The organism is Sphingobium sp. GW821-FHT02B05 (assembly GCF_059421905.1).
The window spans coordinates 1646650-1658234 of the sequence record NZ_JBWKVW010000001.1; the positions used below are offsets into that span (position 1 = coordinate 1646650).

General features: G+C 64.8%; 12 protein-coding genes. 3 read left to right on the top strand and 9 right to left on the bottom strand.

Going from position 1 to position 11585, the window contains the following annotated elements:
• Positions 1 to 32 precede the first annotated feature (32 nt).
• Positions 33 to 782, bottom strand: a complete 750-nt coding sequence (locus tag AC07UX_RS08285) for a double zinc ribbon domain-containing protein (RefSeq protein WP_495191426.1) — start codon at positions 780 to 782, stop codon at positions 33 to 35.
• 41 nt (positions 783 to 823) lie between these two features.
• Here AC07UX_RS08285 and AC07UX_RS08290 point away from each other — a divergent pair, with 41 nt between their 5' ends.
• On the top strand, positions 824 to 1675 hold the full coding sequence (locus AC07UX_RS08290) for a class I SAM-dependent methyltransferase (protein WP_495191427.1): 852 nt from the start codon (positions 824 to 826) through the stop codon (positions 1673 to 1675).
• 18 nt (positions 1676 to 1693) lie between these two features.
• Here AC07UX_RS08290 and AC07UX_RS08295 read toward each other — a convergent pair whose 3' ends face one another.
• The gene (locus AC07UX_RS08295; protein ID WP_495191428.1) at positions 1694 to 2758 is read right to left on the bottom strand and encodes an SDR family oxidoreductase; all 1065 of its coding nucleotides are present in this window, start codon (positions 2756 to 2758) and stop codon (positions 1694 to 1696) included.
• Between the two features lie 32 nt (positions 2759 to 2790).
• Positions 2791 to 3690, bottom strand: coding sequence for a metallophosphoesterase family protein (locus AC07UX_RS08300; protein WP_495191429.1), 900 nt, complete (start codon positions 3688 to 3690; stop codon positions 2791 to 2793).
• A gap of 70 nt (positions 3691 to 3760) precedes the next feature.
• Between AC07UX_RS08300 and AC07UX_RS08305 the strand changes: the two genes are divergently transcribed.
• Entirely contained in the window at positions 3761 to 4657 is an 897-nt protein-coding gene (locus AC07UX_RS08305) for a diacylglycerol/lipid kinase family protein (RefSeq protein WP_495191430.1), read from the top strand.
• A 157-nt stretch (positions 4658 to 4814) separates the two neighbouring features.
• On the opposite strand, the gene rpsI is transcribed toward AC07UX_RS08305, so the two are convergent.
• From rpsI to AC07UX_RS08325, 4 genes are all read right to left on the bottom strand, one after another.
• Positions 4815 to 5363 (bottom strand): 30S ribosomal protein S9, encoded by a 549-nt coding sequence (gene rpsI / locus AC07UX_RS08310; RefSeq protein WP_495191431.1) that lies wholly within the window; start codon positions 5361 to 5363, stop codon positions 4815 to 4817.
• Positions 5363 to 5842, bottom strand: a complete 480-nt coding sequence (gene rplM, locus AC07UX_RS08315; RefSeq protein WP_082462630.1) for a 50S ribosomal protein L13 — start codon at positions 5840 to 5842, stop codon at positions 5363 to 5365. The genes rpsI and rplM overlap by 1 nt, the downstream gene beginning before the upstream one ends.
• 134 nt (positions 5843 to 5976) lie before the next feature.
• Positions 5977 to 6759, bottom strand: coding sequence for a hypothetical protein (locus AC07UX_RS08320; RefSeq protein ID WP_495191432.1), 783 nt, complete (start codon positions 6757 to 6759; stop codon positions 5977 to 5979).
• Positions 6756 to 7784 (bottom strand): COX15/CtaA family protein, encoded by a 1029-nt coding sequence (locus AC07UX_RS08325; protein ID WP_495191433.1) that lies wholly within the window; start codon positions 7782 to 7784, stop codon positions 6756 to 6758. The genes AC07UX_RS08320 and AC07UX_RS08325 overlap by 4 nt, the downstream gene beginning before the upstream one ends.
• Positions 7785 to 7932: 148 nt before the next feature.
• On the opposite strand from AC07UX_RS08325, the gene AC07UX_RS08330 reads away from it, so the two are divergent.
• Positions 7933 to 9975 (top strand): ATP-binding protein, encoded by a 2043-nt coding sequence (locus AC07UX_RS08330; protein ID WP_495191434.1) that lies wholly within the window; start codon positions 7933 to 7935, stop codon positions 9973 to 9975.
• 4 nt (positions 9976 to 9979) lie between these two features.
• Here the strand turns inward: AC07UX_RS08330 and AC07UX_RS08335 are convergent, their stop codons facing one another.
• Positions 9980 to 10612 carry a 2-dehydro-3-deoxy-6-phosphogalactonate aldolase gene (locus tag AC07UX_RS08335; protein WP_495191435.1) on the bottom strand — a complete coding sequence of 211 codons (633 nt, stop codon included), beginning with the start codon at positions 10610 to 10612 and terminating at the stop codon, positions 9980 to 9982.
• Entirely contained in the window at positions 10609 to 11526 is a 918-nt protein-coding gene (locus AC07UX_RS08340; RefSeq protein WP_495191436.1) for a 2-dehydro-3-deoxygalactonokinase, read from the bottom strand. The genes AC07UX_RS08335 and AC07UX_RS08340 overlap by 4 nt, the downstream gene beginning before the upstream one ends.
• Positions 11527 to 11585 lie beyond the last annotated feature (59 nt).

Sequence of the window (11585 nt, forward strand, 5' to 3'; positions counted from 1 at the left end):
TTCCCCCGAAATTGGGGTAAAGCAGCGCTTTGTCAATCAACGGGTTGGGCAATGGCGTCCGGAAGCACCCGCGCCCAGCAAAGCAGCCGCACGTCCCCGGCCCCGCCGCGCTTCAGCATCTTCGCACAGGCAGCCGCCGTCGCGCCGCTGGTATGGACATCGTCGATCAGCAATATGCGCCGGCCCTTCAGCCGCTGCGCGCCCCCCAGCGCGAAGGCGCCACGCACCATCTTCGCCCGCTGCTTCGGGTTCATGCCCCGCAACGGCGCCGTGCGCTTCACGCGCCGCAATGCCTGTTTGTCCACCGGCCAGCCCGTCAGCCGCCCCAGATGATCGGCAATCAGGGCCGACTGGTTGAAACCCCGGTTCCACAAGCGCCAGCGGTGCAACGGCACCGGCACGATCAGGGCTTCCGTATCCCCCACGTGACGCAGCATCTGCCGCGCGATCAACCGGGCCAGGCCGATGCGCCGCCCATATTTCAGGCGCAGCGCCACCGTCCGCGCGACATCGCCATAGGCCAGCACCGCCCGCGCACTGTCCCATGGCGGCGGATCGGCCATGCAACCCCCACATTCCGCCCCTTTCCCCATTTCATGCGGGAAAGGCACGCCGCACCGCGCGCAGCAGGGCTCGCCCAGAAATTCCATCCCGCCCCAGCAGGACAGGCAGAAAGCGAAATCCTCCCCCACGATGGCGCCGCAACCGGGGCAGCGCGGCGGCAGCGCATAATCGACCGCAGGCTGCAAAAGCCCCTTGAGAAGCGGGAGGACAGGCATCATCTGCCTTGTCCGCACTTCGCGCCCGATGCACAAGGCCCGCCATGGATTCCCGCCCCGACATTTTCGACCGCGATCGCCGCGCGCGCCACCGCGACCGCATGTTGCCCGCCTTCGCCGACCATGACTTTCTCTACCGGGCGATGCTGGACGAGTTGCTCGACCGGCTGGGCGACGTACAGCGCGACCTGCCCGAAGTGCTGCTGATCGGTTGCCCGGACGGCAGCGCCAGGGCGGCGCTGGAGGCGATGGGCAAGCGGGTGGCCTGCGCCGACCCTGGCTTTGTCGCGGCCAGTATTGCAGGCGGCGTACAGGCCGACGAAGACGCCCTGCCCTTTGCCGACGACAGTTTCGATCTGGTCATCGCCTGCGGTACGCTCGACAGCGTCAACGACCTGCCCGGTGCGCTGATCCTGATGCGGCGCGTGCTGCGCCCCGATGGACTGATGCTCGCCGCTTTTGCGGGCGCCGGCAGCCTGCCGCGGCTCAAGGCGGCCCTGCTCGCGGCGGAAGGCGACCGGCCCGGCCAGCATGTCCATCCGCAAGTCGATGTGCGATCGGCCGGCGACCTATTGAGCCGCGCCGGCTTCGCCATGCCCGTCGCGGACGGAGACGCGCTGGATGTCCGCTATGGCGACGTCATCCGCCTGATGCATGATTTGCGCGGCATGGGCGCAGGCAATGTGCTGGAGACGCGCGCACCGGCCCTGACCCGCGATGTGCTGATGCGCGCTGCCGCTCATTTCGCCGGAGCCGCCGACCCGGACGGCCGCACCGCAGAGCAGATGGCGATCATCTACCTGTCCGGCTGGAAACCCGACCCCAGCCAGGCCGCCCCCGCCAAACGCGGCAGCGCCACGGTATCGCTCGCGGCGGCGCTGAAGGGGAAGGACTGATCCTTCCCCTTCGCACGCTCAGGGAATGAGGCGATCGGCGCGAAGGCGGTCGAACAGCGCGAAGAAGGCATCGTCGGTCGGCAAGTAAGTCGTAAAGCCCATCCGACGGCTTTTCGACATGTCGGTCACCACTTCGATCGGACGACCCAGATCGGCATCCGTATGCCAGGGCGAGATGAGACGGGTGATGTCCGCTTCGACCAGTCCGTCGCGTTCGGCGATGCGGCCCCAAGTCGCCGCGTCGTCCGCCATCTGCCGTTCCAGCGGCAGGATTTCGCCATCGAAAGGCGCAGCCTCCAACCCGAACCATGTTGCAATCCGGCCCCACAGCCACTGCCAGCGGAACACGTCACCATTGACGATGTTGAAGGCTTCGTTCCGCGCCGATGCCGTTTGCGTCGCCCATAGCAGATGCTTCGCCAGCACCGTGGCGTCCGTCATGTCAGTCAGGCCATGCCATTGTGCGGCAGAGCCGGGAAAGCGGAAGGGACGCCCCGTTTCGCGGCACAGCGTCGCATAGACGGCCAGCGTCGTCCCCATGTTCATCGCGTTGCCGACCGCCTTGCCAATGACCGTATGCGGGCGATGCACGCTCCAGCCGAAACCATCCTGTTCTGCCGCGGCGAACAGCTCATCCTCCTGGGCATAATAGAAATTCTCGACGTCCAGCCGCCCCTGTTCTTCGCGAAACGGGGTCTGCGGCAACACGCCTTTTCCATAGGCCTCGAACGGACCGAGATAATGTTTGAGGCCGGTAACCAGCGCGACATGGCGTGTGCTGGCACCGGGACGAAGACCATCGAGCAGGTTGCGAACCATGGCCGCATTCACCCGGATATTCTCCGCCTCGCTATCCTGCCGCAGCCAGGTGGTGATAAACACCGCATCGGGCCGGATATCGGCGAGCGCTGATGCCGTCGCTTCGGCATCCCGAAGGTCAGCGACGACAGGCAGTACGCCAGCCTGGCTTATCGGTCGCCGCGCCAGACCATGCACCGTCCATCCTTCAGCGGTCAGAAGTGCAGCGGTAGCGCCGCCCACGATCCCGCTTGCGCCGACGACGAGTGCCGTTTTTTCCGTCATGATATTCCGATCAGTATAGAGTGTATAAAGTGTCAGTCCGGTGCCATCGCATGTGGGCCATTTGCAGTGCCAAGTGCCAGTTTGCCGACCACCGGCGCTTCATAGATAGCCCGCGATGTCCATTCTTCATCCTGACGGCGATATTCGACATGGCTCGCCCGCCGGAACGCCGCACCATCCCATACGATCACCTGCAACTCCATCTCGTTGTTTCGCCGCACATGCAGCCAGTTGAAACTTTGCGGTTCGGCGTTGCGCAGCCGGGTGGAGGTCGCCGTCCCGGCCTGGATCACCAACGCGCCGCCGCTATGTTCCACCATCTTCTGCGCGGCCTGCGCATAGGTGCGATGAAAATGACCGGCCAGCGCCAGATGCACCCCGGCCTCGCAAGCGGCCCTGACCGCGTCATCGTGCCGGCCGACCGCTTCGCTCAATTCCCCGCCCTTGCCGATCGGCATGGAAAAGAGCGGATGATGGGTGACAAGGATGCGGGTCTTGTCCGGCGCCACCCTGGCGAAGCGATCGCGCAGCAGGTCCATCTGGTCATGATTGATCCGCCCGTCCTTGATCGTGAGCGAACGGGCGGTGTTGAGTCCCAGGATCGCGACCTCCCTATCCTCGTAAAAGGGGCAGAGATCGTTGCTGATATAGCGTTTATAGCGCGCCAGCGGCCGAGTGAAACGGCGCACCACATCATAAAGCGGCACATCATGATTGCCCGGCACCACCAGCGTCTTCAGTCCTGCGCCGTGCAACCTGTTGAGCCAGGCGGCGGCCTGTTTGAACTGCTCCACTCGTGCCCGCTGCGTGAAATCGCCGCTGATGACGACCAGGTCGGGCCGCCTTTCCTCCAGCCAGGCGGTGGCGGCGTCCACGATCTTGCGATGATTGGCGCCAAAGTGAATATCGGAAAGATGAGCGATGCGAGCCATGGCACAGTAACGATTGCGCGCCACAGGGTTTCCAACGGACCCAAATCCCTTCTCGCGGAGTTATTGCGGCATGGAAACGAACCCCCTCCCCAAAGACGCCATATTGGTCGTCAACGCCCATAGCCGAAGCGGGCAGGATAATTTCGCGCAGGCGAAGGCCAAGCTGGAAGCTGCCGGCGTCCGCCTGATCGCCGCCCATGCGGTGGAAGACCCCGAACAGATGGCCGCGACCGTGCGCAAGGCGGTGGAAAGCGGCGCGCCCATGGTGATCGTGGGCGGCGGCGACGGATCCATGTCGGGGACGGTGGACGAACTGGTCGGCAAGCATGTCGTGTTCGGCGTACTGCCGCTCGGCACGGCGAACAGCTTCGCCCGGACGCTGGGCCTGCCGCTCGACCTGGACGGCGCGGTGCAGGCGATCGCCAACGGCCAGCGCCGCCGCGTGGACCTGGGCATGATCGACCGCGACTATTTCGTGAATGCGGCCTCGCTCGGTCTCTCGCCGATGATCGGGCAGACCGTGCCACACAAGCTGAAGCGCTATCTGGGGCGGATCGGCTATCTGCTCTGGGCCGTCAAATGCTCGGTCGGCTTTCGCGCCTTCCGCCTGACCGTCGACGATGGTGTGAAGGAACGGCGCATGTGGTCGACGGAGGTACGCATCCTGAACGGCCCCTATCATGGCGGCGTAGAGCTTTCCGATCACGCCGATGTCGACACCGGGGAAATCGTGGTGCAGGCCGTCGTGGGCCGCAGCAAGCCGCGCCTCGCCTGGGACTGGTACGCCAAATTCTTCAAACTGCGCGATCGTAACGCGCATACCGAAGAGTTTCACGGCACATGCTTCAAGATCGACTGCCACCCCCGCCAGCGCATCTCCATCGACGGTGAAGTATTGGCGAAAACGCCCGTTACGGTGAAGATCGCGGCCGGCGCGGTCGAGGTGGCGGTGCCACGCGGCGATTGACGCCTGCTCCATTCGATCCGGGCAAAGTCGGGAGGCGGATAGCGCAATATATGCGTTTCTCGACCACGCTCGAAACGAAGGAAAATCTCACGCAAGGCGCAACAAAAAAGGGACCGGAAACCGGCCCCTTCTCTGTGTTCGATGGTGTCGAAGACGCTTAGCGCTTCGAGAACTGGAAGCTACGACGGGCCTTGGCCTTACCGTACTTCTTACGCTCGACGACGCGGCTGTCGCGGGTCAGGAAGCCTTCGGCCTTGACCGCGCTGCGCAGCGCCGGCTCGTACTTCGACAAAGCCTGCGCAATGCCGTGCTTCACGGCGCCGGCCTGACCCGACAGACCGCCGCCCTTGACGGTGGCGATCACGTCATACTGGCCTTCACGCTCGGTGACGCCGAACGGCTGGTTGATCACCAGGCGCAGGGTCGGACGGGCGAAATAGACTTCCTGGTCACGGCCGTTGACCGTGATCTTGCCGGTGCCGGGCTTTACCCACACGCGGGCAACGGCGTCCTTACGACGGCCGGTGGCGTAGGCGCGGCCGAGGCTGTCGATTTCCTGATCGCGCAGCGGGGCCGACGGCTGAACCGGAGCGGAGACGACGGGCGCTTCACCTTCCACGGCGTCGGCGGCGACAGGCGCAGCGGCGACGGGGGCGTTCGCGGCGATCGCCGCAAGGTCGGACAGGGACTGGCGGTTATCGGACATTATGCACCCACCTTGTTCTTGCGGTTGCGCGACACGAAATCGAGCACTTCGGGGTTCTGGGCTTCATGAGCATGCTCGGCACCGGCGAAGATGCGCAGGTTGCGCATCTGCTGACGACCCAGCGGACCACGGGGGATCATACGCTCGACGGCCTTTTCCAGGACGCGCTCAGGGAAACGACCTTCCAGAATCTTCTGGGGGGTGGTTTCCTTGATGCCGCCGGCATAACCGGTGTGCTTGTAGTAAACCTTGTCGGTCAGCTTGCGACCGGTGAACTTCACCTTGCCGGCGTTGATGATGATGACATTGTCACCGCAATCGACGTGGGGCGTGAAGCTGGTCTTGTGCTTGCCGCGCAGGATATTCGCGACGGTCGATGCGAGACGGCCCACGACGGCGCCTTCGGCGTCGATCAGGATCCACTTCTTTTCGACCGTTGCCGGGGTCGCCGGCTTGGTGGTCTTCATCAGCGCCTTCATGGTGCCAATACTCCAGATGAAAAATGAAACCGGGCGCCGTTGCCGACACCCGGAAGTGGGGCGCTAATGACGGTAGCGGCGCAGGAAGTCAAGAGATTCGGGGCGTTTCCCGACGGGTAAAATAATACCTTCGCCTAATCGGCGGGCGTCAGAGTCCGTTTTTCCACCAGCGGCTGTCCGCCTGCGATCAGGCTTCGCTCCTGACTTTCCACCAGACCGGTGACCCGCGACAGGCGATATTTGATCGAAACCTGCACACCGTCCCCGGCCAGCTTTTCGTCCAGAACCAGCATGTCGCCATCCTGCCCGGACAGCGTCAGCGCGCCTTCGACCGGCACCGGGCGCACAAGCGGGGACCCGGCCACGCTGCGCAATCCGCGCCCTGCGCCACCTGCGACATCACTACTGGCGAAAAGAAAAATCGGACGCAATTCGCCCGACAGCAAAGACAAGCGCCCTTCAACTGACAGGCTGTCGAACAAGGCGCGGACCTTTTGCGCCGCCCGCTGGCGCTCGCTATCAGGCTCGGCCGCCACGACATCGACGCCGGCCCGCACCTTCGCCCAGATCGCATCTTCATCATCCAGCGCGACGATCTTGCCCTGCCCATCCAGCCGGAAGCGCATGGCGATCCCGACCAATGGCCCCAGCGCTGCGCGATAAGGGTGCGCGCCCGGTTGGGGAGCGTCCGTGTCGATCGCGCGCAAAGTGACGGTGAGGACATAACCCTCCCCCACCCGTTCGAACCGCAGATCGCGGCTGGCGGTGAAGGCGCTGACCTTGCCCGCCACTGGTCGATGCTGTTCGATGCGATAGGTCAGTGCCCGGTCGGTCGGCGGCGCAAAGGGGATTGCGATGGTCTGCGCCGCGACCGGCTGCGCCAGCGCGATTGCGACGATGGCCAGCGGCGTCCTCACCGGCGCGCGCCCACGGCATGGGCGCCCCAGGCGGCGGCGGCCACGACCAGCGTGCCGACAGCCTGATGCAGCACTGCCAGTGGCAGGGCGATGCCGCTGATGACGGTGGCGATGCCCAGAACTATCTGAGTCCCCAACGCAGCGTTGATGGCGATCGACGCGCCACGTTGCCCCGCCCGCTTCGCCAGCCGCGCCAGAAGGATCAGCATCACGGCCGCGACCCAGGCCCACCAGCGATGCAGGAAATGGACGAGATAGGGATCGCTGGACATGGTGGCCCAATATGATCCCATCCAGCTGATCCCCTCCGGCACCAGATGATCGTTCATCAGCGGCCATGTGTTGGACACATAGCCGGCGTCCAGGCCAGCGGTGAACGCGCCCAGCATCAACTGGATCAGCAGCACCAGCAGCACCGCCAGCGCGAAGGGGCGCAACCGCGCCGGCCGCGCGCCGCCGGAGCGCGCCAATGCGCGCAGATCCAGCGCCGTCCAGATCAGGCCGCCGATGATGAACAGCGCCGTCAGCAGATGGACGGCCAGCCGATAATGGCTGACATCCGTGCGCACGGACAGGCCGGACTTCACCATCCACCAGCCGATCGCGCCCTGCAATCCGCCCAAAGCGAGGAGTGCGACCAGACGGAGACCATAGCCCGCGGGAATGGCACGACGCACCGCGAACCAGATGAGCGGCAGCGCAAAAGCCACGCCGATGAGCCGGCCGAGCAGCCGATGCAGCCATTCCCAGAAGAAGATGAACTGGAAGTCCGACAGGGTCATGCCTTGGCGCAACTGCTGATATTCGGGAATTTGCTGATATAGGCGGAATGCCTCTATCCACTGGGCATGGGTCAGTGGCGGAATGGCGCCGGTGATCGGTTTCCACTGGGTAATCGACAGGCCGGATTCGGTCAGGCGCGTAATCCCGCCCACCACAACCATGCAAAAGACCAGGAACGCCACGGTCAGCAACCAGCGGGCAATGGCGGCAGGGCGCGGGGCGCGGAACGAAGCGGCTGTCATGGCCCGGTCCATGCGCCCATGCCGGCCCCTTTTCAAGCCGTCGCAGCGCATATCGGGCATGGACAAATCGGCCCAGAGGCTGGCAATTGGGAAACAAATTGCGCCAAGGGCGTATGAAACTGACATGGTTTGAAGCAGGGATTTTGTCATGACCGCCGCACCGACCGGCATAGCCGCGATGATCGCTGCGCAGGGACCGGTCGGGGCTCTCATCGCCGCGCTGGACGACAGTTCACCGCTTGGCCCGGTGGACAGCTGGTCGCCCATCCTGGTGTCGACCGTCCGCCTGATGCTGTCGTCCAAGGCGGAAATCGTGCTGTTCTGGGGGCCGCAATATTGCGCGCTCTATAATGAAACCTACGTCCCCACGATCGGCGACAAACATCCCCATGTGCTTGGCCGTCCTGGCTGCGAGGGCTGGGCCGAGTTATGGAGCGACCTCGGACCGTTGCTGCGCACCGTCTATGAAGGCGGCGAAACGGTCCATGCCAAGGACCGCCCCTTTTACATCGAACGTGACGGCGGCCGGGGCGAGCATGTCTATTTCGACATCAGCTATTCCCCGGTCTTCGAAGGCGACGGGTCGATCGGCGGCGTCCTGTGCATCGTCAGCGAAACCACGCAGCGCGTGCTGGCCGAGCGAGCGATGCTGGCCGAGCGCAACCGCCTCTGGGCACTGGCTCGCGATCCCTTTCTGATCGCGGATACCGCAGGCGTCTGGCTTGCCGCCAGTCCCGCCTGGACCGACATATTGGGCTGGACCGAAGAGGATCTGATCGGCCGCACGTCGCAATGGATGGAACATCCCGACGATATCGCCGCAACCCGCGAACGCATCGACGATCTGGCCCAGGGCGAAACGGTGATGCGCTTCGACAATCGGTTCCGGACGAAGGATGGCAGTTACCGCACCTTCAGCTGGACCGCCGTGCCGGATGGCGACATCATCTATTGCGTCGCCCGCGACGTCACGGAGCAACGCGCCCATGCGCTCGCGCTGGCCGATACCGAAGCGGCGCTGCGACAGGCGCAGAAGATGGAAACGCTGGGTCAGCTGACTGGCGGGGTAGCGCACGACTTCAACAATCTGCTTCAGATCGTGACTGGCAATCTGGAATTGTTGCAAAGAGCGCTACCTGCCGATGCGACGCGGATGCGAAACATGGTCGCGCGCGCCGCCGCAGGCGCGGACCGGGCAACCATATTGACGCAGCGGTTGCTGGCCTTTTCCCGCCGCCAGCCACTCGACCCGCGCCCGGCAAATCCCAACCAGCTCGTCGCCGGCATGTCGGACATGCTGCACCGGACGCTGGGCGAGACGATTCGCGTCACGACGATCGAAACGCCGCGAAGCTGGCCGATCGAGGTGGATGTCAACCAGATGGAAAATGCGCTGCTCAACCTGGCGGTCAATGCGCGCGACGCCATGCCTTCAGGCGGCCAATTGGCGATCGAGGTGACCAATCGCGTCATTGACGCCGATCAGGCAGCGCAGGACGGCGAGCTGACGCCGGGGGACTATGTGGTAATATGCGTATCGGATTCGGGCGACGGTATGGACGCGGAAACGCTGGCTCAGGCGATCGAACCCTTTTTCACCACAAAGGAAGTCGGGCGCGGCACCGGCCTTGGCCTGTCGATGGTCTATGGCTTCATCAAACAGTCGGGTGGCCATATGCGCGTCCAGTCGCAGCCGGGCCAGGGCACCAGCGTACGCCTCTACCTGCCCCGTCACCATGGCAGCGTTGCTGCCAACGATGCGCAAGATGTGCCGCCCCGGCCGCTGCGGGGCGGGGCCGAAACGATCCTGCTGTGCGAAGATGACGATAATGTCCGCGCCTATTCGCTCGAAGTGCTGCGCGACCTGGGTTATCATGTAATCGCCGCCAACGATGGCCCTGCCGCCCTCGCCGCGCTGGAGGCAGCGGACAGGCCAGTCCATTTGCTCTTTACCGATGTGGTCCTACCAGGCGGCATGACCGGAGCGGATCTCAGTCGCGCGGCCAAGACGCGCTGGCCGGACCTCAAAATCCTGTTCACCACCGGTTATGCCCGCGACGCCATCGTCCATCGTGGCCGGCTGGATGCGGGCGTGGAGCTGCTGACCAAGCCCTTTGGCTATGCCGACCTGGCCGCGAAGATACGCGAGGTTCTGGATCGGGCCGAACAGCCAGCCGAAGGTGTCGCCTGAAAATTCAAACGGCCGCGGCGTTCCATGCCGCCACAAGATCGCGGCCTCTCTGCCCCACAGTCGCCGCGTCGTCGCCCGGCTTGTAAAGCGCGCCACCGACGCCAATGCCTTCGCATCCGCCAGCAAGCCACTGCCCGATCGTATCCGCGCCAGTACCGCCGACCGCCCACACGCTGACATGCTTGGGCAGCACGTCCTTCACCGCCTTTACATAGGCCGCGCCCAGTTGCGCCGCCGGGAACAGCTTGATCCGCTTCGCGCCCGCAGCGATCGCGGCGAAGGCTTCGCTGGGCGTCATGAAGCCGGGCAGGAGTTCCAGTCCCAGCTCTGCGCCCCGCGCGATCACGGCTGGATTGGTGTTCGGCGTCACCATGATGCGCCCGCCCGCGCCATGCAATTGCTCGACCGCTTCGACGCTCAGCACCGTGCCGCCGCCGATCAGCGCGCGATCGCCAAACGCATCCTGCATCGCCGCGATGCTCTTCAATGGCTCAGGCGAGTTGAACGGCACTTCCAGGATGCGGATGCCCGCTTCTACCAGCGCCGCGCTGACGTCGATCGCCTCTTGCGGCTTGATGCCGCGCAGGATGGCGCAGACCGGCGGCGCGCCGTCGGCCAGCAATTCGTCCAAGGTCATGCCGTCAACTCTCCCGTAAAACCAAGGCCCGCGAGCGCGCAGCCGTCACCATCCAGCGCACGGCATGCGATGCCCCGTGCGTCGAGCGCCTGCGCATAGCGGGCGGATAATTTCTTGTCGCCAATCAGCACCACGTCGTCCGTGCCGGTCAGCGTCTCCATAATCTCCGCAATCTCGCAGCCGATCAGCAGGCCGGACAGATAGCCCAGCGCCCAGTCGCCCGACCGACCGCTGCGCAGCCGCATGGCCCGCGCCGCGAACAACGACTGCAACAGCTTGGCATCATTCGCGCGGTCCAATCCTTCGGCGAAACCAGCGGCTTCGTGGGCCGGATCGGTCAGCTCGACTTTCGGCCCCAGTGTCGACTGGTCGCGCAGCAGGGCAAACAACTCGCCGGTCGGCATGGTGCGGAAAGAGACGATCCGGCCGTCCTCGACCAACGACCATTTATTGTGCGTGCCCGGCAACACGATCAGGTGCCGACCGTGGCAAAGCGCGGGGTCGCGCGCCAGGGCGCCAAAAATCTGCGTCTCCTCGCCCCGCATCACATCAGGGACGCCGTCCGCGCTCTTGCAGGCCAGACCCGCCATGATGGCGAGTGGCGCACCGTGCCAGTCGAACCGCACGGCCGCCTGCCGCCATGTCGCGGCGTCGGCGGGACAGTCGGCATAGGGCGCCTCGACCCAGCCGTCGCGCGCGCCGGCCATGCCGCAAAGTGTGATCGATTCCGGAGCGCCATCATCCAGCCAGAGTGCCATCGTTTCGGCAAAGGCGGCCTCTGCCGCGCGCCCGACCGCGCCGATACCCGGCCCGTCGCGACGCGCCACGATAGCCCCCTGTTCGACCCGGAACAGGCGCAGGCGGCTGGTGCCCCAGTCGCCGATCACGGCATAACCCCCTACCGCACCGGTCATCGCGGCCCGGTCCTGACTTTATTTATGGTAGCGCTCACATTACCCCACTTCGGGTGCTT

What these genes read in the sequence shown, in the direction of transcription:
- AC07UX_RS08335 (WP_495191435.1), bottom strand. Translation starts at nt 10,612, where the DNA reads ATGACCTTGGACGAATTGCTGGCCGACGGCGCGCCGCCGGTCTGCGCC.
- AC07UX_RS08290 (WP_495191427.1), top strand. Translation starts at nt 824, where the DNA reads ATGGATTCCCGCCCCGACATTTTCGACCGCGATCGCCGCGCGCGCCAC.
- AC07UX_RS08285 (WP_495191426.1), bottom strand. Translation starts at nt 782, where the DNA reads ATGATGCCTGTCCTCCCGCTTCTCAAGGGGCTTTTGCAGCCTGCGGTC.
- AC07UX_RS08300 (WP_495191429.1), bottom strand. Translation starts at nt 3,690, where the DNA reads ATGGCTCGCATCGCTCATCTTTCCGATATTCACTTTGGCGCCAATCAT.
- rpsI (WP_495191431.1), bottom strand. Translation starts at nt 5,363, where the DNA reads ATGTCCGATAACCGCCAGTCCCTGTCCGACCTTGCGGCGATCGCCGCG.
- AC07UX_RS08305 (WP_495191430.1), top strand. Translation starts at nt 3,761, where the DNA reads ATGGAAACGAACCCCCTCCCCAAAGACGCCATATTGGTCGTCAACGCC.
- AC07UX_RS08325 (WP_495191433.1), bottom strand. Translation starts at nt 7,784, where the DNA reads ATGACAGCCGCTTCGTTCCGCGCCCCGCGCCCTGCCGCCATTGCCCGC.
- rplM (WP_082462630.1), bottom strand. Translation starts at nt 5,842, where the DNA reads ATGAAGGCGCTGATGAAGACCACCAAGCCGGCGACCCCGGCAACGGTC.
- AC07UX_RS08340 (WP_495191436.1), bottom strand. Translation starts at nt 11,526, where the DNA reads ATGACCGGTGCGGTAGGGGGTTATGCCGTGATCGGCGACTGGGGCACC.
- AC07UX_RS08330 (WP_495191434.1), top strand. Translation starts at nt 7,933, where the DNA reads ATGACCGCCGCACCGACCGGCATAGCCGCGATGATCGCTGCGCAGGGA.
- AC07UX_RS08295 (WP_495191428.1), bottom strand. Translation starts at nt 2,758, where the DNA reads ATGACGGAAAAAACGGCACTCGTCGTCGGCGCAAGCGGGATCGTGGGC.